General features: G+C 65.0%; 20 protein-coding genes. 6 read left to right on the top strand and 14 right to left on the bottom strand.

The features are described from left to right. Window positions 1-163: 163 nt before the first annotated feature. Together G7Y49_RS09570 and pknB are read left to right on the top strand one after the other, a co-directional pair. A complete protein-coding gene (locus tag G7Y49_RS09570; protein WP_165173251.1) occupies window positions 164-2,941 on the top strand; it encodes an FtsW/RodA/SpoVE family cell cycle protein in 2,778 nt (925 codons plus the stop codon). A 137-nt stretch (window positions 2,942-3,078) separates the two neighbouring features. Next, window positions 3,079-4,923, top strand: coding sequence for a Stk1 family PASTA domain-containing Ser/Thr kinase (gene pknB / locus G7Y49_RS09565; RefSeq protein ID WP_165173249.1), 1,845 nt, complete (start codon window positions 3,079-3,081; stop codon window positions 4,921-4,923). A 298-nt stretch (window positions 4,924-5,221) separates the two neighbouring features. Here the strand turns inward: pknB and G7Y49_RS09560 are convergent, their stop codons facing one another. The 5 genes from G7Y49_RS09560 to G7Y49_RS09540 all read right to left on the bottom strand — a co-directional run bounded on the left by G7Y49_RS09560 (window position 5,222) and on the right by G7Y49_RS09540 (window position 9,805). Then, window positions 5,222-6,745: an ATP-binding protein gene (locus G7Y49_RS09560; protein WP_165173247.1), complete on the bottom strand. Its 1,524-nt coding sequence runs from the start codon at window positions 6,743-6,745 to the stop codon at window positions 5,222-5,224. A gap of 6 nt (window positions 6,746-6,751) precedes the next feature. Further along, on the bottom strand, window positions 6,752-7,462 hold the full coding sequence (locus G7Y49_RS09555; RefSeq protein WP_165173245.1) for a response regulator transcription factor: 711 nt from the start codon (window positions 7,460-7,462) through the stop codon (window positions 6,752-6,754). A 122-nt stretch (window positions 7,463-7,584) separates the two neighbouring features. Continuing rightward, on the bottom strand, window positions 7,585-8,112 hold the full coding sequence (locus G7Y49_RS09550) for a hypothetical protein (protein ID WP_165173243.1): 528 nt from the start codon (window positions 8,110-8,112) through the stop codon (window positions 7,585-7,587). Between the two features lie 27 nt (window positions 8,113-8,139). Next, window positions 8,140-9,447, bottom strand: coding sequence for an HD domain-containing protein (locus tag G7Y49_RS09545; protein ID WP_165173241.1), 1,308 nt, complete (start codon window positions 9,445-9,447; stop codon window positions 8,140-8,142). 106 nt (window positions 9,448-9,553) lie between these two features. Next, window positions 9,554-9,805 (bottom strand): hypothetical protein, encoded by a 252-nt coding sequence (locus tag G7Y49_RS09540; RefSeq protein WP_165173239.1) that lies wholly within the window; start codon window positions 9,803-9,805, stop codon window positions 9,554-9,556. 209 nt (window positions 9,806-10,014) lie between these two features. Here G7Y49_RS09540 and G7Y49_RS09535 point away from each other — a divergent pair, with 209 nt between their 5' ends. From G7Y49_RS09535 to G7Y49_RS09525, 3 genes are all read left to right on the top strand, one after another. Next, window positions 10,015-10,212 carry a hypothetical protein gene (locus tag G7Y49_RS09535; protein ID WP_165173237.1) on the top strand — a complete coding sequence of 66 codons (198 nt, stop codon included), beginning with the start codon at window positions 10,015-10,017 and terminating at the stop codon, window positions 10,210-10,212. 139 nt (window positions 10,213-10,351) lie between these two features. After that, a complete protein-coding gene (locus tag G7Y49_RS09530; RefSeq protein ID WP_165173236.1) occupies window positions 10,352-10,771 on the top strand; it encodes a helix-turn-helix domain-containing protein in 420 nt (139 codons plus the stop codon). Next, entirely contained in the window at window positions 10,768-11,337 is a 570-nt protein-coding gene (locus G7Y49_RS09525; RefSeq protein WP_165173235.1) for a PIN domain-containing protein, read from the top strand. Before G7Y49_RS09530 ends, G7Y49_RS09525 begins: the two co-directional genes overlap by 4 nt. A gap of 50 nt (window positions 11,338-11,387) precedes the next feature. Here G7Y49_RS09525 and G7Y49_RS09520 read toward each other — a convergent pair whose 3' ends face one another. Continuing rightward, a complete protein-coding gene (locus tag G7Y49_RS09520) occupies window positions 11,388-11,612 on the bottom strand; it encodes a helix-turn-helix domain-containing protein (protein WP_241157372.1) in 225 nt (74 codons plus the stop codon). A gap of 615 nt (window positions 11,613-12,227) precedes the next feature. On the opposite strand from G7Y49_RS09520, the gene G7Y49_RS09515 reads away from it, so the two are divergent. Further along, a complete protein-coding gene (locus G7Y49_RS09515) occupies window positions 12,228-12,617 on the top strand; it encodes a hypothetical protein (protein ID WP_165173234.1) in 390 nt (129 codons plus the stop codon). Between the two features lie 133 nt (window positions 12,618-12,750). Here G7Y49_RS09515 and rfbB read toward each other — a convergent pair whose 3' ends face one another. The 8 genes from rfbB to G7Y49_RS09475 all read right to left on the bottom strand — a co-directional run. Beyond that, window positions 12,751-13,767, bottom strand: a complete 1,017-nt coding sequence (gene rfbB / locus G7Y49_RS09510) for a dTDP-glucose 4,6-dehydratase (protein WP_165173233.1) — start codon at window positions 13,765-13,767, stop codon at window positions 12,751-12,753. A gap of 60 nt (window positions 13,768-13,827) precedes the next feature. Continuing rightward, window positions 13,828-14,733 (bottom strand): glucose-1-phosphate thymidylyltransferase RfbA, encoded by a 906-nt coding sequence (rfbA, locus tag G7Y49_RS09505; protein WP_165173232.1) that lies wholly within the window; start codon window positions 14,731-14,733, stop codon window positions 13,828-13,830. Window positions 14,734-14,776: 43 nt separating this feature from the next. Then, window positions 14,777-15,475, bottom strand: a complete 699-nt coding sequence (locus G7Y49_RS12420) for a CatB-related O-acetyltransferase (RefSeq protein WP_304518561.1) — start codon at window positions 15,473-15,475, stop codon at window positions 14,777-14,779. A gap of 13 nt (window positions 15,476-15,488) precedes the next feature. Beyond that, on the bottom strand, window positions 15,489-16,403 hold the full coding sequence (locus G7Y49_RS09495) for a ketopantoate reductase family protein (RefSeq protein ID WP_165173230.1): 915 nt from the start codon (window positions 16,401-16,403) through the stop codon (window positions 15,489-15,491). After that, on the bottom strand, window positions 16,400-17,674 hold the full coding sequence (locus tag G7Y49_RS09490) for a carbamoyl-phosphate-synthetase (protein ID WP_165173229.1): 1,275 nt from the start codon (window positions 17,672-17,674) through the stop codon (window positions 16,400-16,402). Before G7Y49_RS09490 ends, G7Y49_RS09495 begins: the two co-directional genes overlap by 4 nt. Then, a complete protein-coding gene (locus G7Y49_RS09485) occupies window positions 17,671-18,654 on the bottom strand; it encodes a hypothetical protein (RefSeq protein WP_165173228.1) in 984 nt (327 codons plus the stop codon). Before G7Y49_RS09485 ends, G7Y49_RS09490 begins: the two co-directional genes overlap by 4 nt. Next, complete coding sequence (locus G7Y49_RS09480) at window positions 18,651-19,862, bottom strand: acetyl-CoA carboxylase biotin carboxylase subunit family protein (protein ID WP_165173227.1); 1,212 nt, start codon at window positions 19,860-19,862, stop codon at window positions 18,651-18,653. The genes G7Y49_RS09485 and G7Y49_RS09480 overlap by 4 nt, the downstream gene beginning before the upstream one ends. After that, a partial coding sequence (locus G7Y49_RS09475) for a DegT/DnrJ/EryC1/StrS family aminotransferase (protein ID WP_206214620.1) occupies window positions 19,863-20,227 on the bottom strand: 365 nt, incomplete at its 5' end. It lies immediately after the preceding gene.

Here is a 20,227-nt window from a genome sequence, read left to right as displayed (position 1 = left end):
CAGGCGCGAACGGCGGCGCGGGCGCGCAGGGCACGGGCGCACAGGGCGCACAGGGCGCCGCCAACCCGGCGGGCGCAGGCGCGCAGGGCGCGCCAAGCCCCGCGAGCTCCGCCTCCGCCTCAGCAGCCGCCAACCCCGCCCCCGCCGCGAGCGGTGATGCCGCGTGACGCGCCGCAACATCGAGCTTCTGCTCCTCGTCATAGCCGCGCCCCTCGTCATCGTGCTGTTCGCCATGATGGTGGTCACCGGCGGCCAGGAGCTGTCCTTCAACACCCTCGGCGTGCCCATCGGCATCTTCGCCGCTTTCGTGATAGCCCACCTCGCCGTGCGCAAGCTCGCGCCCGAGGCGGACCCGGCGCTTCTACCCATCACCTTCGCGCTGTCGGGCATCGGCATCGCGTTCGTCACGCGCCTGGCGCCCGACCTGGCATCGCGCCAGCTCCTATGGCTGTTCGCAGGCGTCGCCTGCATGGTCGTGGTGCTCGCCGTCGTGCGCAACCTCGACAAGCTCGCGCACTACAAGTACACGCTCATGATCGCGGGCGTGCTGCTCCTGCTCGCGCCCATGCTCCCCGTCGTCGGCACCGAGATCAACGGCAGCCGCCTGTGGCTGCAGGTGGGGTCGTTCTCGTTCCAGCCCGGCGAGATCGCCAAGATCTGCATCGTGCTGTTCCTCGCAGCCTACCTCGCGCAGAACCGCGAGATGCTCTCCGTGTTCACCTGGGACGTGGGCCCCTTCCGCCTGCCCTCGCTCCCCACGCTCATACCCCTGCTCGTCATGTGGGCGCTCGCGTTCGTCATCGTCGTGCTCGAGAAGGACCTCGGCTCGGCGCTCGTGCTGTTCACCGTGTTCCTCGTGATGCTCTACGTGGCCACGGGCAAGAAGCTCTACGTGGCCGTGGGCGCCCTGCTCGCGGGCGCGGCCGCCGTGGTGCTGTGGATGGGCTTCACCCACGTGCAGCAGCGCGTCGACATCTGGCTCGACCCCTTCGCCGACGCCTCGGGCGCCGGCTACCAGGTGGTGCAGGGCATCTACTCCATGGCCGACGGCGGGCTGTTCGGCGTCGGCATCGGCCGCGGCATGGCCGACCTCATCCCCTACGTGGAGAACGACTTCATCTTCGCCGCCATCGCCGAGGAGACGGGGCTGCTCGGCGCGGCGGGCGTGCTGCTTTTGTTCCTCTGCTTCGCCATCCGCGGCATCCTCACCGCGGCGCGCGCGAAGTCCGACGTCAGCTCGTTCACCGCAGCGGGCCTCACCTCCATCATCGTGCTGCAGGCGTTCATCATCGTCGGCGGCGTCACGCGCCTCATCCCGCTCACGGGCATCACGCTGCCCTTCGTGAGCCAGGGCGGCTCGTCGCTTCTGGCGGGCTTCATCATCCTGGGCCTGCTTCTGCGCTGCGGCGACGAGGGCACCGGCCTCGGCAAGGAGATGGCGAGCGCCACCTCCACGTTCTCGGCGAACAGCGTGCTCGGGCGCGTGTCGCTCGGCAAGAACCTCACGGGCGCGATCATCGTGTTCTCGGTGATGTTCGCGCTTCTGGTGGCGAACATCACGATGATCATGGTGGTCCAGGCCAAGGACTACCAGAGCATGCCGGGCAACGGGCACACGCTCGCGCGCGAGTCTCAGACCGAGCGCGGGACCATCTCGACCTACGACGGCGTGGTGCTCGCCCAGTCCGTGAAGGGCGACGACGGCTCCTACACGCGCCTCTACCCCGCCGGCGAGCTGGCCTCGCACGTGGTGGGCTACGCCTCCGAGCGCTTCGGCACCAGCGGCATCGAAGCCGCCTACAACGACACGCTCAAAGGCCAGGAGAACTACGCCACCTGGACCGACGCCATCAACTCGCTCGCGGGCGTGAGCACGCCGGGCAACGACGTCGCCCTCACGCTGAACTCGAAGATCCAGCAGGCCGCCCAGGACGCGCTGGCCGGCTACACCGGCGCCTGCGTGGTCATGGACCCCGAGACGGGCGCGGTGCTCGCGCTGGCCTCCTCGCCCACCTACGACGCCTCCGCCATCGAGGACCTCCTCGCCGCCGCGAGCTCCAGCGACTCCGACTCGAGCGCGCTGTTCAACCGCGCCACGCAGGCCGTCTACGCACCGGGCTCCACCTTCAAGATGGTCACGCTGGCCACCGCGTTGGAGGACGGGGTGGCGGAGGAGGACACCACGTTCAACTCGCCCGGCAGCATGGAGATCGGCAACGCCAAGGTGACCAACTTCGACGAGCGCGCCTACGGCACCATCACGCTGGCGCGTGCCACCGAGCTCTCCTCGAACACCGTGTTCGGCCAGCTCGGCGAGCTCATGGGCCCCGAGCGCCTCGTAGCCGGCGCCGAGGACTTCGGCTTCAACCAGGACATCGACTTCGACCTGCCGCTGTCCACCTCGCTCATGCCCGACCCTGAGGACATGACCACGTGGGAGACGGCGTGGGCTGCCGCGGGCGAGCCCGTCGGCGAGAGCAGGACGGCCAGCCATCCGAGCCCGGCCGGCCCGCAGGCCACCGTGCTGGAGATGGCGCTCGTGGGATGCGCCATCGCCAACGACGGCACCATCATGCAGCCCTACCTGGTGGACGGCGTCTACAACGCCAACGGCGAGCGCAGCTTCACGGCCAAACCCGCCAAGCTCATGCAGGCCGTCACCGCGAGCACCGCGCAGCGCACGCTCGAGGTGCTCAAGGGCGTCGTGTCGCGCGGCACCGGCGCCGAGGCCGCCATCCCCGGCATCACCGTGGCAGGCAAGACGGGCACCGCCGAGTCCGCGGGCAAGCAGGACAGCAGCTGGTTCGTGGGCGTCGCACCCGCCGAGAGCCCGCGCGTGGTGGTGGCGATCACGCTCGAGGAAGTGGGGAAGTCCGCCTCCGCAGACGCGCAAGCGCGTTTGGTGCTGCAAACCGCGCTTTCGGTGCAAGGAGTTTTATAGATAACCGTGAAATGGTGCGATGACGCGCGATGCCCCCGCTACAATGGGGTATGCTGGCTGAAATCGCATTACAACGCAGCTGAGACGTACGAAGAATGTGAGCAAAAGGAGCGACTAAGGTGGCAACACAAGGACCAATGACCGGCAGGGTCTTCAGCGGCCGTTATCAGATCAATGATCGCATCGGCATCGGCGGCATGGCAGAGGTCTACCGTGCGCAGGACAACGTGCTCGGCCGATCGGTCGCCGTCAAGGTGATGCTGCCCCAGTACGCCGCCGACCCGGACTTCACGCGCCGCTTCCGCCAGGAGGCCGCCGCCGCGGCCAACCTGCAGAGCCCCTACATCGTCAACGTGTACGACTGGGGCCAGGATGACGACACCTACTTCATCGTCATGGAGTTCGTGCGCGGCTCCGACCTCAAGACCGCCATCCAGCAGCGCGGCGCCATCAGCCAGCGCAAGGCCGCGGAGATCGGCGCGCAGGTGTGCCAGGCGCTCACCGTGGCGCACAACCAGGACATCATCCACCGCGACATCAAGCCGCAGAACATCATGGTGCAGCCCGACGGCAACGCCAAGGTGATGGACTTCGGCATCGCGCGCGCGAAGAACTCCGTGAACGACCAGACCTCCTCGGTCCTGGGCACGGCGCACTACATCTCGCCCGAGCAGGCGCAGGGCAAGGAGCTCACCGCCGCGAGCGACATCTACTCGCTCGGCATCGTGCTGTACGAGGCGACCACCGGCAAGCTCCCCTTCGACGGGCCCGACGCCGTGGGCGTGGCCCTCAAGCAGGTGAAGGAGTACCCGCCCGCCCCGAGCGAGGTCAACCCCGACATCGACCCGGCGCTCGAGGACATCATCCTCACGGCGCTCGAGAAGAACCCGGCCGACCGCTTCGCCACGGCGAACGACATGCGCCTGGCGCTCAACGACTTTCTGGCCGGGCGCGCCGTCAGCGTCGCCGGCGGCCGCAACAACTTCACCGAGGCGCAGACGCGCGTGATCGGCCCCGTGGCCGGGGGCGGCGCCGTTCCCGTCGACGCCACGCAGACCATGCCCACCGTGGGCGGCACGGGCGGACATGCCGGCGGCGCCAGCTACGGCGGCTCCACGAGCTACCGCGCCGAGCCCCCCAAGAAGTCGAAGCGCGGCGCTATCATCGCGCTGGTGGCGGTGCTCGCCATCGCGCTGGTGGCGGGCATAGCGTACGCCTTCATGAGCAGCGAGGGAGACAAGGGCACGCCAGTGCCCAACGTGGTAGGCTCGACCTACGAGCAGGCCGTCGAGACGCTTGAGGGCGCCGGCTTCGAGGTGGGCGCGCCCAACTACACCTACGACGCGTCAGTCGAGGAGGGCCTGGTCATCAGCCAGAGCCCGAAGGCCGAGGAGAGCAAGCCCGCAGGCACCAAGATAACGCTGACCATCTCGCAGGGCACCGAGCAAATCACCGTGCCTGACCTGCGCGGATGCACGCTCGAGCAGGCGAAGAGCAAGGTGGGCAGCAACTTCACCATCAACTACACGGGCAGCCAGAACTCCTCGGAGTACGAGAAGGACCACATCATGATCCAGAGCCCCGCGGCCGGCGACAAGGCTGACAAGGGCTCGACCATCGACTACGTGATGTCGCTCGGCCCTGAGGACATCACGGTGCCCAACGTGATCGGCTACGGCGAGTCGGGAGCCCTCGGTGCGCTTCAGGACGCGGGCCTCAAGGTGACCACCAAGTACGCGTACTCGGATGACGCGCCGGCGGGCCTCGTGATCGACCAGAGCCCGAGCGCGGGGTCGAAGGTGGAGGACGGCGCCTCGATCACCATCACGGTGTCGAAGGGCGAGGATCCGTCGAAGAAGCCGCCCACGCCCTCCTCCTCGAGCAGCGCCTCCAGCAGCGCGAGCAGCAGCGCCTCCAGCAGCGCGAGCAGCGCTGCGGCAGCGGCCAACAACGCCCGCTCCAACGGAGGCGACCAGGGCTAGCGCCGCGCAAGAGCCGCAAGAGACATAGCGCATGACGAAGGGGAGCCGCACGATGTGCGGCTCCCCTTTTCGCTCCTATAAGGCCCTGCCCCCACCAGGAGGATGAACCCACCTCAAAAGGTGGGTGCTCGCAGCTGGCCTCCTGGCTTTCGCGTCAACGGACGCGAATCTCCATTCCACCCGCTATCTTGAGCTCCCTCAATCATATTCATCGGTCCATCGCAAAATATGGCGGAAGCAGAACCTGACTTCAGTATAGGCAAACAACCTCGCATGAAAAGTCTTGACAAAGTAACAACTACTCGGCAGGGAACCTCAGGATGAACGTCGTCCCGTGCCCCAGCTCGCTCTCTACCACGATGGTGCCGCCGTGGTAGAGCACGGCGTGCTTCACGATGGCGAGGCCGAGGCCCGTGCCGCCCGTCTCCTTCGAGCGGCTCTTCTCCATGCGGTAGAAGCGCTCGAAGATCTTCTCGTGCTTGTCGGCGGGGATGCCCGGGCCCGTGTCGGTCACGCGCACGACCACCTGGCGCTGCGCGTGCGCCGCACTCGCTGCCGTCGCTGCGCCCGCATGCGCTGCAGCAGCGCCCCCCAGCGCCGGCGAGGCCGCGCCCGCATGCGCTGCACCCTCCCCTTCGCCAGCCGCCGCGCCCGCGAGCGGCGCGCCTTCCTCCTCACAGACGACCACCTTGACCGAGCCGCCCGCATGGTTGTAGCGGATCCCGTTCTCGATCAGGTTGTACGCCATCTCCTCCACGAGCGTCTCGTTGCCGCGCATGACCGCGCCGGTCCCGCTCACCTCCACGCTCACGTCGTGCTCGTTGGCCAGCATCGTCAGGCGGCCCGCTGCGCGCCTCGCCACGCCGAGCACGTCCACAAGTACCATCGCCTCGTGCTCGAGCGGCGTCTGCACCTCGTCGAGGCGCGAGAGCGTGAGCACGTCGTTGATCAGCGAGCGCATGGCCTGCGACTCGGAGTAGATGAGACCCGCGAACCGCGCCGTGTCCTCGGGCGGCACCAGGCCGCTCTCCATCAGCTCGGCGTAGCCGGAGATCACCTGCAGCGGCGTCTTCATCTCGTGCGACACGTTCGCGGAGAAGTCGCGGCGCAGGCTCTCGGCGCGGGCGAGCTCCTCGTTCTGCGCCTTCAGCTGGCGCTGCTGCTCGTCGATGCGCACCAGAAGCGGGCTCATCTCCTCGTAGATCTCGTTCTCGAGCGGGTCAGAGAAGTCAAGTGCGTCGATGGGCTTCATGATGCGCCGCGTGAGCAGGCGCGACAGCATGAGCACGAGCAGCGCCGCCACCGCGAAGGCCGTGACGACGGGGACGATCAGGCCGCCCGCGAAGGCCAGCAGCGACTCGCGCGACTCCGACAGGCGCACGACCGACCCGTCATCGAGGAGCACCGCCGCGTACACGGTGTCGGTGCCGAGCGTCTCGGAGAAGCGCGTGACGGCGCCTTCGCCCGAGGCCTCCGCGGCCTGCACCTCGGGACGGCTGGCGTGGTTGGGAAGCGTGGACGCGTCGGGCGTCGAGCTGTCGAAGAGCACCACGCCGTCAGGGTCGATGAGCGTGAAGCGCACGAGCCCCGCGAACTGCTCCTCCAAGGTGGAGAGGTTGCTCCCGCTCGACGCCTCGTTCAGGTACACCGCTGCGTTGCGCGCCTGCGACATCAGGCGCATCTCGCCGTCGCGCTCGAACGACACGTAGTAGATGCTCGTGAGCACGACCGACATCACCGCGATCACGCACAGCGTGAACACCAGAACCGTTGAGAAGATCTTGCCCGAGAGGCTCCGCGTGCCGCGGCGCGACGTGGTCATGAGACCCTACTCGATGACCCTCAGGCAGTAGCCCACGCCGCGCACCGTGCCGATGAGCAGGTCAGCGCCTTCCTTCGCGCGCGCGAGCTTCTGGCGCAGCGTCTGGATGTGCACGTCAACCGTGCGCGTCTCGCCCACGTACGTGACGCCCCACACGTCCTCGAGCAGCTGGGCGCGCGTGAGGACGTGCCCGCGGTTGCGCATGAGGGCGTGCAGGAGGTCGAACTCCTTGAGCGTGAGGGACACGGGGGTGCCGCCCACCACCACGGTGCGCGCGGCGGGCGAGAGCACGATGGGGCCGACCGAGAGCTCGCCCTCGGGCTCGCCCGCCGTGGCCTGCGCCTGCTGCTGCGTCTGCGCGCGGCGCAGAAGCGCGTTCACGCGCGAGACGAGCTCCATCATGCCGAAGGGCTTGGCGAGGTAGTCGTCGGCGCCTGCGTCGAGGCCGCACACGGTATCGTACTCGGTGCCCTTCGCGGTGAGCATCATCACCGGCAGCGTGGAGGTGGACTCGTCGGCGCGCACGCGGCGCAGGATCTCGAGCCCGTCAATGTCGGGCAGCATGATGTCGAGCAGGATGAGCTCGGGGACTTCCTCGCGGCATGCGGCGAAGAACTCGTCGGCATGGGCGAACCCTCGCGCCTCGAACCCCGCCTGCTTGAGCGCGTAGACGGTGAGGTCGCGGATGTTGGTGTCATCTTCAACGTAGTAGATCATTTCGCCATTGTAACGCGCCCCCGCGAGGAAACCCCGCCCATCCGCATCAAATTTGGGTAAAAGTTTGCAAGCCGAGAATGAAGCGAGAACGAAGCGAGGGACTTCTACACGAAAGCAAGCGCCTAAGCCCGCGCCGTCATCAACGAGAAGGCCTCTTCGACAGATCGATCAATATCTTCAGGCGCAAACTTCGAGCCCTTGATTCGGCTGACACAACTCTTTAGCGTATCCCGATTGGCTCTGGCACCTAGCTTTTTCATTACGAAACATGACGTAGTGAGCAGTTCTAGATCACGAGGAGATCGGGATGAAAACTCATCGAAGACGCACTCAATAGCGGAAAAGTCCAGCTGCTCATCCCTCTTCTCAGAAGAAAGAGCCGCTTCACCTTCACGCGTCAGGCTCAAGAGATAAGAGCGGTTTTGCCGAGTGTAAGCAACCTGACCCGCTGAGGACAACTCACGAAGGTCATCATCAAGGGCTTTGGAGAACGGCCCATAGAGATGAATCTGATATTGATAGCCGAGATCCACGTCCCCCAGCGTCTCGATCAAATAAACGAGCTTCTGGAATTTTTTCTTCCCCAGATCATCAACCTTATGATCCTGGCCAAGAGAAGTGATATAGAGCAACTCGACATGTGCGACCATGAGACGATCTCCCTTCTATCACAGGCATTATAAATACTGGCAGAGCGCGCTTTCCACCTCATTGCGGTATTCGGAGGAAACATACAGACGTTTAATTGCAATTTCGTTATCTCTGAGGCTATCCAACAATACCGATTCCTCAAGCAAGGAAGACGGCCTCTTGCCGCTCTCGAACACAACGGGAATTCCCCGCTCATCTTCTAGCTCAGGTGATATTTTGTGCACCGGCTTTCTTGGAAAGTCGAGCATAAGATGATCGCCCAAATTCGCCTCGTCAATCGAATCTTTGCCTAGAAGAATAGTGCGAGCCTGCTTCTCGGCTAAGTTGTAGAGCTTTCGGCCTTCTCTCCCTGTATGCGGCTTTGAAGAGAATACGCAGTGCATGGTCTCCCGACCTAAGAACAACGAGGCCGGCTTGCTTACCTCACCTGAAGATAGCTCGCTCAATACTCGCATGTCATCCCATGCAAGATATTCCTCAACATCAAGAGGAAATGCTCCTTCTGGCAGTATCTCCTTGAGTGACGACACCAAACGCTTGTCAAGCAGCCTCCTTGTCTTATGGAAATACACCTGGATGAACATGAAGTATCGCGCGAGAACAAACTCTTCAACAGCCTGAACACCGTCAGCGGCTATGGCGAGCTTGAGCTGATCCTCGTTCTCTCCCTTGTAAACTGTGAAAGAGTCAACGAGGCGTCCTAAATCAAAGCTCCCGTAGTTCACCCCGCAGTAGTAGGAGTCCCGAAGAAGATAGTCCATCTTGTCACAGTCGAGCTCGCTGTCCATAAGGGACTTCAAGAAAGGAAACTCTGGCGATTGGTAGAGCTCGCTTAGGACATCATCTCCCGTGTAAGCGAGCCAAATGGCCTCAGGAGTGATTTGAAAATCGGAGCTGTATTCGTCATGAAACGATCGGTTAACCCTTTCGATCGCATTTCGCAGCTCAGGACTAAAGAGGATATCGCGAGTATAGTCCTCGTGAACTCTCCCCTCTCGGAAAAGGTCCTCAGAGGCATGTGAAAAAGGAGGGTGCCCCAGATCATGAGTAAGCCCCACGAGACGCAGCAGCTGTCGGTAGTAAGCTATTGCGGCTTTATCGCCCCCGAACAGATCGGGATTCTTCTCTAAAACTGAATCAAACACCCGTGAGGTTAAATGCATAACCCCTATAGAATGCCCGAAACGCGTATGCTCCGCTCCATGGTAGACCATATAGGTTGTTGCAAGCTGCTTTATTCTCCTCAAGCGCTGAAAAGCCCTCGTATCAATGATGGCGCATTCGTCTTCTGTAACATCGATAAGCCCATGAACAGGATCCCTAAAGCGAAGCATAAATCCCTCCCCCTTCCCAAGAGGAATTATAGAACATTTATTCTATATTTTCAAGATCCTTCTTTTTCGCTAAAGCCCCTTGACGCCCTTAATCTGACGGATCCTCTCAGCACAAGTCCACAATCTCTTCGATAGTCGGCTCGGACCCCTCGCAAGCGTCAAGCCTCTCGTCGACAGCGGCCATAATGGCATCAAATCGATCAAGAGGTTCGATCGCGCCTAACTCAATGCCGAAAAGATCATGCACCACATGAGGCGATTTAAGCTTGCAAGATTGATGAGCCTCGATGGGCGCCGCTTCCTTTTCAGGTTCGATGCGATCCCTGATAACGTCTGCTATTCCGCCGATGTCTGGCATGACCGCCTCCCCAGCATAGCTATGCTCACGACCACATCGTAGCAGCGTGCAAGCCCGCATGCCACCATTCCCAGAATCATCCATTCAATACGTTTCGCTACGCCAGATGCATTGGGAGAGAGCATCACCGTACGACTCAACAACCTTTCTTGAATACGTACTTACAAGACGCCTATCTTGGCGGCAACTCCAACCCGCGCAACGAAACGATGATGAAGATGTTCTCGCTCGTGTACGTCGGCGAATGCGCTGGCAGCGGCATGCCCAACATGGTGCAGAACTGGCTTGACGCCGGGCACAAGAGTCCCGTCCTGAGCGAGCAGGTCAATCCCGAGCGCTCGACCATCTTTCTTCCTCTCGAGAAATCGTCCACCTCAAGAAAAAGAAGACGAAAAGTGGCCTTCTGATTAAACATAAGGTTTGGCCAGTTGCCCCACACGAATTAAGACCCGAGGCGAGGGTCTCAAAGCACTACTTATGTTGTCAGTTTTGGCAGTTCTTGGTAAAATAGCGCAAGAGCGGATCCCGTGATAGGAGGCGTTAGCGATGGATGGCTCAACGGCAACAATTCCAGCAGCAACGTTGACTGACATGCAAGGCAATACGATAAAACTTGACAAGGCAGCATATGAATCGGTTGTAGCGTTCCTGCATGCGCTAGGGCTCTCCTCGGAGAGCGGCGAAGAGGCGGCGGACATGCGGCTTACCACGGGACAGGCAGCCGCCATCCTTGGAACCTCGCCTCGCACAGTCGCTCGCCTCATCGATTCCGGAAGGCTTCCTGGCTCTCGCTTGGGAACGGGCTACAGGTCAGTCATGCTTTCCGACCTCATGGCTTTCGACAATGAATCCAAGGCCGTAAGGCACGCCCACTTGGAGGATGCGCGCGTTGCGGCGGACAAGGCGGGAATGTACGGCGAGGAGTATTCAGGCAGCCTCTCCGCTTACCTGGACGGCCTTTCGTGAGCAGCCCGGGTAAAGTCTTTGTAGACGCCAACGTCCTCGTCTCCACATGGACGACGGACATTCTTCTTACGCTTGCCGAACGGGGATTTTTTGAGCCGCGATGGTCAGACAGGATCATGGAGGAGGCATGCGAAGCGCTTTGCGGGATGAACAGGGACAGGGGTTGGGTCACGAAGTACCTGGGCGAGATCGACGCAGCCTTTGAGTGCGCTGCCGTGGTGATCGAGGCTGGTGATCTGGACGGAATAGTGCTCCCTGACCCAAATGATCGTCATGTCGTCGCGGGCGCTGTTCTGGGAGGCTGCGGAGTTGTGATCACGTATAACCTGAAAGACTTCCCCGAGTCTTCGCTCGAGGGAGTGGGAGTTCGCGCAATACATCCTGATGACTTCATCATGAGGGTTGTTGAGGAGGATCCGGAAGGCGTTCTCTCAGCAGTAAGATCACTTGTTGCCGCAAAGAAGCATCCGCCCCGCACCATGACAGAGGAGATCGCGGGACTTCGGGCTGCAAGGCTCCTCAAATTCGCCGACTTTCTTGACAGGCGCACGAATCCTCGGGAATGATCGACGGACAACTGATTCCGCAGAGATCTGCCCCCGGCCTCGCCGCCCCATCAACCGTCTACGCCGTCGAGCAGCTGGGCGAGCGTGACGCCAAGCGCACCCGCGAGGCGCGCGAGGTTGGCAAGCGTGACGTTGCGCCGCCCCGTCTCGATGGCGGCCAGCTGTGAGCGGTCCATGTCCGAGACGCGCGCGAGGTCAACCTGCGTAAGCCCGCGCTCGTCGCGCAAGGTGCGCACGCGTGCGCCCAGCCGCATCTGGATGACGGCGGGATTCAAGCCGCCCAGGGGAAAGTCATGTTGTTCGCTTTTGGCTTTCAGGGCTTAAGAGAAGAATCTAGCACGACCTGCATTAGCTCATCATAATTCGATTAATAAATAGCCGATACTACGCTTTTTGATAGAATACGATCTGATTTATAACAAGCACGAATTCAAGCAAGAGAGTTTTCTTCGCGTCTAGAGCCGTGCTATCATGCACGCATAAAGCGCTTGAACGGTATGCAATTTACCTCCCTCAAGCGCTTTCTTCGCGTTTGCAGCATCTCGCCGGGCACGTTGCGCCAAAAGCGCTCCGTCCCTGATTCAGCAATCTTGCAGAAACACAGGTGTCGAGCTCGTTGAAGCAGGAGATGCACAGGGCCAGGTACGTGTTGGCGACTCCACCTGGTGAGCCTCTCCACCTTCTCGGCAGCCACGTCCACGGCGTCAACATGGCTCCTCTGCGCCAGCAGCACCGCCAGCGACAGCCCCACATGCCCTGTTCCGGCCACGCGCGGGCAAAATCCGCGCAGGTCTGCCATAAGTCGATCAATTTACAGTTGCAGACACGTCATTTGAAGGCGTATGATTCGCCTCATAGCGAACCCCGCCCGAGCGAGGAGGGAGCACGCCGTGGAGAAGCGGATCGGGACCATCAAGGCGCCGTCGGACCTCAACGTGCTGCCGCACGAGATGGACACGGCCCGCGCCCTCGCCGACGCGGGGATGGACGTTGAGTTCGTGCGCCGCACGCGGGGCGAGCGCGTGACCTCGGCCGACCTCGAGGCCGACGGGGTGGTATGGGAGGTCAAGTCCCCGACCTCCGGGAGCCTGAGGGTCGTCCAGAAGCACCTCCGCGCCGCGCTCCGCCAGTCGCGCGACGTCGTGTTCGACGCGCGCAGGATGCGCGGGCTCTCCGACGCCGCCGTGGAGCGGGAGGTGCGCAAGTGGGCCGCCAGCCTGACGCACGCCCGGCGCATCCTCTACGTGAGCAAGCGGGGCGGGGTTGTCAGGATCAAGTAGGGGTGGTATGATCGCGGCAGCAAAGCGCCCGATTGGTGAGTATTTCACATATATCCGGCGCTTTCTTCATGCCTGCAGCCCACAGCGCCTCGTCGGGCTCGCGCTTCAGTCCGGAGGGGTGATCGGGCAGTAGCTACTGCCCCTGCGCGGCGTACTTCCGCTCGGTGGCCCCCTTGGCGGGACGCCACCAGGACTCGTTGTCGCGGTACCACCGGATGACCTCGGCCAGGCCCTCGGCGAAGTCCGTGTGCCTGGGCTCCCAGCCGAGCTCGGCTCGCAGCTTCGAGCTGTCGATGGCGTAGCGGCGGTCGTGGCCCGGGCGGTCGCGCACCCAGTCGAAGTCGTCGGCGGGGCGGCCGAAGGCGCGCAGGACCTCGCGGAGCACGTCGATGTTGGACCTCTCGCCGTCCGCCCCTATGAGGTAGGTCTCGCCGACGCGTCCCCGCGTGAGGATCGCCCACACGGCGCTCGAGTGGTCCTCGGCGTGGATCCAGTCGCGGACGTTGAGCCCGTCGCCGTAGAGCTTGGGGCGGACGCCGTCGATCAAGTTGGTCACCTGCCGGGGGATGAACTTCTCCACGTGCTGGTAGGGGCCGTAGTTGTTCGAGCAGTTCGATATCGTGACCGGGACGCCGTAGGTGCGGTGCCAGGCGCGCGCGAGCATGTCACTCGCCGCCTTGGTGGACGAGTAGGGGCTGCTCGGGCGGTACGGGGTCTCCTCGGTGAACCTGGCCGGGTCGTCGAGGGCCAGGTCGCCGTACACCTCGTCGGTGGACACGTGGTGCATCCTCTTGCCGAACCTCCTGCACGCCTCGAGGAGGCGGTATGTGCCCTCGACGTTGGTCCTGAGGAAGGGCTCGGGGCCCGCGATGGAGTTGTCGTTGTGGGACTCCGCCGCGAAGTGGACGACGGCGTCGGCCTCCGGGACCAGCTCGCCGAGGAGCGCCTCGTCGCATACGTCGCCCACGACGAGCTTCACCCTGCCATCCGGCAGGCCCGCGATGTTGGCGGGGTTGCCGGCGTAGGTGAGCTTGTCGAGCACCGCCACGTCGCAGTCCGTGTTCTCCACCACCCAGCGGGTGAAGTTGCTGCCGATGAAGCCGCAGCCCCCGGTGACTATGATATTTCTCGGGTTGAACGCATCCGCCATCGCGCACCACTCTTCCATTATCCGGTTGTCAAGGTTCCTGGGGTCCTCGGGCGCCCGCTTCTAGGCGGGCCGCCCCGCATCTCGCCCGAGCCCCTCGTCGGCCACGGCCATGAGGTAGCGCCCGTAGGCGGTCTTCGCGAGCGCCTCGCCGAGCCCGTGCAGCCTCTCGGCGCCGATGAACCCGCGGCGGTAGGCTATCTCCTCCACGCAGGCCACGTAGAAGCCCTGCCTCGACTGCACGGCCTCCACGTACTCGGCCGCCTTGAGCAGGCCCTCCGGGGTGCCGGTGTCAAGCCACGCCATGCCGCGCCCCATGAGCTCGACGCGAAGCTCGCCGGCCGCGAGGTAGGCGTTGTTCACGCTCGTGATCTCGAGCTCCCCGCGCGCGGAGGGCTCGACGCCCGCCGCTATGTCGCACACGCGGCCGTCGTAGAAGTACAGCCCCGGCACCGCGTAGCTCGACTTGGGGCGCTCCGGCTTCTCCTCGATGCCGACGACGCGCCCCGCGGAGTCGAACTCCACCACGCCGAAGGCGCGGGCGTCCCTGACCGGGTAGCCGAACACGACGGCGCCGCCCCCGGACTCCACCTTCCCCCTGGCGCGCAGGAGCACGCGGGTGAGGTCGTGGCCGTGGAACACGTTGTCGCCGAGCACGAGCGCCACGCAGTCATCTCCGATGAAGTCCCGCCCGATGACGAAGGCCTGGGCGAGCCCCTCGGGGCGCTCCTGGACGGCGTACTCGAGCCTCATGCCCAGGTCCGACCCGTCGCCGAGCAGCTTCCTGTAGCTGCCCACGTCGTCGGGCGTGGATATGACGAGCACCTCGCGCATGCCCGCGAGCATGAGCACGGACAGCGGGTAGTACACCAGCGGCTTGTCGTACACCGGCAGCAGCTGCTTGCTGACCGCCTTGGTCACGGGGTAGAGCCGGGTGCCCGACCCTCCCGCGAGTATTATTCCCTTCAAAGCACTCCTCCTAAACGCGGCTCCAACATGGGAGCCGCAAGCGTCATCCCTGCCCGGGCGGTTCGGAGAGCGACCCGCCCAGCCTCTCGACAAGGGCCAGCTTCTCCTCGGTGAGCTCGCCCCGGAACAGCTCCGCGTTGGAGGCGATCACCTCGGGGGGATAGTCCCACCACCTGCATGCGAGGAGCCTCTCCCGCGTTTCCCGGGGAAACCGCCACTTCAGCACCTTCGCCGGAACCCCCACCACGATCGCATACGGGGGCACGTCCCTGTTCACGAGGGCCCCCGCCCCCACTACGGCGCCGTCCCCGACGGAGACGCCCGCGAGGACGCTCGAGCCGCAGCCTATCCAGACGTCGCTGCCTATGGTCGTGCGCCGGGGGCGGGCCTCGCCCTCCACCTCCACCCCGAAGGTCCGCTTCCACCAATACGGGGTGTAGGTCGAGGCGGAGAGGTAGTCATGGTTCCCCCCCCCTATGCTCAAGTTGTAGGATATGGAGCTGTACCTGCCGATGTCCGCCGACTTGACGACGGCGTTGTCCCCCACGTAGGAGCCGTACCCGAGCACCGAGTCGAAGGCCAGGCACCTTCGCCCTAGCTCGGAGTGCCCCTCCATCCTCACCCCTCGGATCTCGACGTCATCGGCGAGGCAGCAGAAGGGGCCGACCTCGGAGTCGATCACCTTGACGTCCCTGTAGACCCTCGCCGTCTCGTGAACGCGGCTGCGCGCTCCTGCTTCCATGCGGTCGCTCCTCTCAGGACTCGCCATAGAGATAGGCCTGCTCCTTCGCCTTGATCAGGCAGTACATCGTCTCGTTGACGGGACACGGCTGGCCCCACTTCTCGGAGAGGCGCAGGACCTCACCCGAGATCGCCTCCACCTCCGTCTTCCTCCTGGCCAGGACGTCCTGGAGCATCGACGTCTTCTTGGGGTACGGGTACGTCGTGAGGTACTCGACGAGCTCGTCGACGTCTGACTCGCGCAGCCCCACGCCCTCCCTCTGCGCGAGCGCTAGCAGCTCGCCCATCGCCATCCTCAGCACCTTCTCGATGTCGGGGATCCTGCCGAACTGCACGTAGTCCGCCTCGGTCAGGGCGGATATCTGGTTGGCGCCGACGTTGAGCATCCACTTCCTCCACACGCTGCGCACCATGTCCGCGTCAACCGAGACGGCGAAGCCCGCTTCCGAGAGCAGGCGCGCGACCTCGCCCACGAACGGGTCCTCCCCGGCGTTGGCGGCGTGCCCGAAGTGGATATCGCCCGCGATGTGGTACTCGAAGCGCTCGCCGTCCCTCGACGCGTCGATCCTCGAGATGTAGCCGTAGAGCACGCGCTGGCCGGGCAGGTGCTCCCTTATGGCGGGAACCGGGGAGATGCTGTTGAGCAGCGGCAGTATGACCGTCTCGGGCCCGATCCACCCCCTCAGCTCCGAGCAGGCCCGCTCGAGCTGGTAGTTCTTCACGCACACGACGACGAGGTCCGGCTCGTCTGCTCCCGGGGGGAGGAGCGGTATGTCGTAGCGCCGGCCGTTGACGACGAGCCCCCGGCTGCGGAGCCTGTCGGCGCGCTCCCCGAGGGCGAGCAGGGTGACCTCCGCCCCCTCAACCGAGCAGAGCCTGGTCGCGATGACGCTCCCCACGCAGCCGGCGCCGATGATCGACACCCTCATCTGGACACCTCCCCGCAGGCGAGGGCGCGGGGCTCCCTGTAGATGACCATGTCGTCGCCGTACTCGTCAAGGACCCTCACCGCGGCGTACACCTCGGACAGCCGCGCGCGCAGGCTCTCCTCGCCGTCCGCGGTCAGCTGGACGCGGCACGCCATCTGGGAGAAGCCGGCCCTCTCCTTCATCACGTCCCCGACGGCCACCTTCCAGTCGACGAAGTAGACCCCGTCCACGGACCTGACGGCCTCCTCCCCCTCGACCGTTCCGACCCTGCCCCTTCCGAGCAACACGGGCAGCTCGAAGCACGTCTTGGGGAAGTGGGGGGTCTCGCGGGCCTCTATCGCCGCCGCCTCCCCCATCGACCCGGTCAGGGACATCCTGATGAGCATCTCCAGGGCGCTCGTGCCGTTCACCGCCTCCGTGGCCCGGTAGGCCATCGTCCCGTCGAGCCTGTAGGTGGGGTCGAACGGAATCACCTCGCCGTTCTTGACGAAGCACTGGAAGGCGATGAGCCCGTTAGCGATGCCAAGGTCGGAGATGAGCCTCCTGAAGCGCTCGTCGTGCTCGCCCTCGAAGAGCGCGAGGTGCCTGGATGGGAACAGGTAGCCCACGGGCAGCTGCGTTATGCCCGGGTCGAAGCTGTGCATGTAGCGATCGCACATCGCCGAGAGCGTGGCGACCCCGTCGTGGACGACGTAGTAGACCATCGCCTCGTCGGCGACGATGTAGTCCTCTATCACCACCGCGCCCGCGTCGGAGAAGGAGGCGGCCCTGAGGCAGGCGGCCTCCACCTCCCCGCGGTCGCGGCAGACCGTGATTCCCCTCGACCCCCCGTTGTCAACCGGCTTGACGATGACCGGCGGCTCGGCGTCGCCGACCGAGTAGGATCGCGGGACGGCGACTCCGGCGGACTCGCATGCCGACCTGAAGGCGTCCTTGCGCAGGATGACGTCGAGCTTGGCCCCGTCGGCGTAGAAGGGGAGCCCCAGGGCTGACGCCAGGCGCTGCGCGCACGCCACCCTCCTCTCGCTGAAGCCCGCGATGACGCCGTCGACCGGGCGCTCGGCGCATCTCTCCAAGAGCGCGCCCGTGTCGGACCAGCTGACGTCCCACGCCTCGTCGGCCGCGTACTTGGCAGGCGCGTCGCGCCAGTCCTCGTGGTTGTCCGTCACGATTACGTACACGCCCATTGCCTGGGCCTGCCTCACTATCTCGACCTCGCTCGCATAAGCGCCGAGGACCAAGAGCCTTTTTCCCGCCAGCGATGCGGTCATGCCTCAAACCTCCTCAATACGTCAACCATATGCTCCATGTCCTCCCACCCGTACCGCTGGTCGACGGGGAGGGGGAGGACGTCCCTCGAGTACCTGAGCGCGACGGAGCCCCCGCCGCGCTCGGAGAGGCAGTTCGGCCACAGCGTCGGGACGAATACGCCCTCGGCCGCCAGCCTTTGACGGACGCCGTCGGCGCCCTCGACGAGCAGCGGGTACATGAACGCCCCGTCGGGGGCCTTCGACCGCAGGCCGTTCACGTCGCGCAGCGCCTCGTCCAGCACCCTCCAGTTCGCGTCGCGCCTCTCCCGCACAGCCTCGTAGTCGATCGCGCGCATGACGTTCTCCGTGATCGGCGACATCAACTTCACGGGCTCGTCGGCGAACCGCTCGTTGTTGGCCCGCGCCTGCGCGAAGAACTCGCCGGCCGGGCGCTCGAAGCGGCCGAGCACGAAGCCCATGCGCCCGTGCGACTCGTCCCGCGGCAGCTCGCGGGCAAGCCTCGCGCCGTCCCCCGCGTAGAGGTAGCCGCCGTCCGCCACGCCGAAGAACTTCCGGCAGGTGTAGAGCGTGTCCGCGCCGGGCCACGGAGGGCGGAAGAACCCCTGGGCCTCGTCCACGACGAGCCTCCCGCCCGAGCGCGCCCCCGCCTCCTCCACGTCCGCAGCGTCGAGCTGGCCGTAGTAGTCCACGAGGTACAGATATTCTCCTTCGGTGACCTCGAAGTCGTAAGCTGGCCGCATGTCCCAGCCGACCCGGTACGTGCGGACCTCCACGCCGTGCTTGGCGCAGGCGGCAGGCACGGAGGAGCACAGCCAGTCGGGCAGCCAGATCGCCTCCATCCCGCGCAGCTCTATGAGGTACTCCAGGCAGGCGCGCCCGCTGTTGAGCGCCACGGCCCCGTCTTCGGCCCGGTGGTACGGCTGCCCGGAGAAGCGCTCGAGCTCGAGGTAGCCGCCGATCTCCCTTAGCGCGCCCGTCACGAGACCCTCACCCTCATGTAGTCCTCCTTGTTGGCGTCGAAGTCCTCGAGCTCGGCCTGCGCGCCGAAGCGCATCATCACGCTGCCGAACGCGAAGTTCGCCGCCGTGAAGCCGCCGACCCTCGCCCCGACGGGCACCCACAGCTGCTCGTCGGCAACGTGGGCCTCCCTGAACCCCGGCGCGTACTCGATCCCCCCGAAGACGCCGTCGCGCCCCGCGTGGACGATCTGCTGGTACCAGAAGCCGTCGTACTCGGGCGCCCCGACGCCCTCGACGGGCATCCCGAGGGCGGCCTGCACCGAGGCCCTGACCAGGTCGGTCCTCCCCGCGGTCGCGAGCCGGAGCATCTCGCTCAGGCGGTTGCCGCCGCCGCGCGGGCTCACCTCCATGATGTAGGGCAGCCCGTCTGAGGCCACGCGCGTCTCGATGTTGTAGACGCCGCTGCCGAGGTGAAGCAGGTCCGACAGGCGCTGCAGGTCGGCCTCGAGCTGGCGCAGGGCGCCTTCCGGCATGGAGGGGGGCATGGCGTAGGCGGCCGGCGCGTAGGGGTTAGGGGCCGCGGGGTCGAACAGCTGGGAGGTGAACGACACGCACTCGAACCTTCCGTCGACGGTGAAGCCGTCGGCGTCGGAGGAGGGGTGCGCCTTCTCGAGGAACTGCTCGACGATGCACCTCCCGCCGAGCGAGAACTTGAGCGCGTAGTCGACGGCGGCCCGGAGCCCGTCGGCCGAGCCCACGCGCGTGCAGCCCTTCGAGCCCGCCGAGTCCGTCGGCTTCACGATGACGGGGAAGGGGACCTCGCCCGCGTGCGCCACGGCCTCGTCGGCGGAGGAGAACACGCGCGACTGCGGGCAGTTGAACCCGTTGTCGCGCAGGAAGGCGCGGAAGCGCCCCTTGTCCTGCAGGATCCCCACCGCCTCGCAGCTCCCCTGGAAGGGGAGGCCGAGCCTCTCGGCCGCGTAGGCGGCCGAGGCGACGCCGGGGTCGGCGGCGAAGCTCATGACGCCGTCCGCCGCGACCTCGTCGGCGCATCTCAGGACGGCCTCCCTGTCGACGATGCTCACGTTCACGTAGCGGTCAGACCGCGCGTGCGCGACGTTGCCGGGCAGGTAGTCGGCGGTGACGACCTCCACGCCCATCTCGTGCGCCGCGTCGATGACGGGGAATATGTACCTCGACCCCCCCAGTACGAGCAGCTTCTTGGCCATCTACCTCACGCATCCTCTCACTATCCCGCATATCCTATCCACGTCCGGAAGCGCCAGGTCGGCGTAGAGGGGAAGCGTCAGCACCCTGGCGGCCGCCTCGCGCGCGACCGGCGTGTCCGCGGCATCGAAGCGGCCCCTGTAGCAGGCGTAGGCGCTGACGAGCGGGTGGAAGTACTTGCGGGCGCCTATCTCCTCCTTCGCGAGCGCGTCGAACACGTCGTCTCGGGTCGCGCCGAAGACGGTCGGGTCGAAGACGACGGGCATGTAGGCGTAGTTGTGCCTGACTCCCTCCGGCGGCACGCAGGCCTTGACCCCGGGCACGCCGCCCAGCAGCTCCCAGTAGCGCTCGGCCACGGCCCTGCGCT

Source organism: Adlercreutzia sp. ZJ242, from assembly GCF_011038995.1.
Taxonomy (GTDB): domain Bacteria; phylum Actinomycetota; class Coriobacteriia; order Coriobacteriales; family Eggerthellaceae; genus CAAEEV01.
Note: the sequence above shows the minus strand (reverse complement) of the source record. Positions and strands in the feature narration are given on the sequence as shown.

Coding starts and splice junctions, on each gene's coding strand:
- pknB (WP_165173249.1), top strand. CDS start 3,079: ATGACCGGCAGGGTCTTCAGCGGCCGTTATCAGATCAATGATCGCATC.
- G7Y49_RS09560 (WP_165173247.1), bottom strand. CDS start 6,745: ATGACCACGTCGCGCCGCGGCACGCGGAGCCTCTCGGGCAAGATCTTC.
- G7Y49_RS09555 (WP_165173245.1), bottom strand. CDS start 7,462: ATGATCTACTACGTTGAAGATGACACCAACATCCGCGACCTCACCGTC.
- G7Y49_RS09550 (WP_165173243.1), bottom strand. CDS start 8,112: ATGGTCGCACATGTCGAGTTGCTCTATATCACTTCTCTTGGCCAGGAT.
- G7Y49_RS09545 (WP_165173241.1), bottom strand. CDS start 9,447: ATGCTTCGCTTTAGGGATCCTGTTCATGGGCTTATCGATGTTACAGAA.
- G7Y49_RS09540 (WP_165173239.1), bottom strand. CDS start 9,805: ATGCCAGACATCGGCGGAATAGCAGACGTTATCAGGGATCGCATCGAA.
- G7Y49_RS09535 (WP_165173237.1), top strand. CDS start 10,015: ATGATGAAGATGTTCTCGCTCGTGTACGTCGGCGAATGCGCTGGCAGC.
- G7Y49_RS09530 (WP_165173236.1), top strand. CDS start 10,352: ATGGATGGCTCAACGGCAACAATTCCAGCAGCAACGTTGACTGACATG.
- rfbB (WP_165173233.1), bottom strand. CDS start 13,767: ATGGCGGATGCGTTCAACCCGAGAAATATCATAGTCACCGGGGGCTGC.
- G7Y49_RS12420 (WP_304518561.1), bottom strand. CDS start 15,475: ATGGAAGCAGGAGCGCGCAGCCGCGTTCACGAGACGGCGAGGGTCTAC.
- G7Y49_RS09495 (WP_165173230.1), bottom strand. CDS start 16,403: ATGAGGGTGTCGATCATCGGCGCCGGCTGCGTGGGGAGCGTCATCGCG.
- G7Y49_RS09490 (WP_165173229.1), bottom strand. CDS start 17,674: ATGACCGCATCGCTGGCGGGAAAAAGGCTCTTGGTCCTCGGCGCTTAT.
- G7Y49_RS09480 (WP_165173227.1), bottom strand. CDS start 19,862: ATGGCCAAGAAGCTGCTCGTACTGGGGGGGTCGAGGTACATATTCCCC.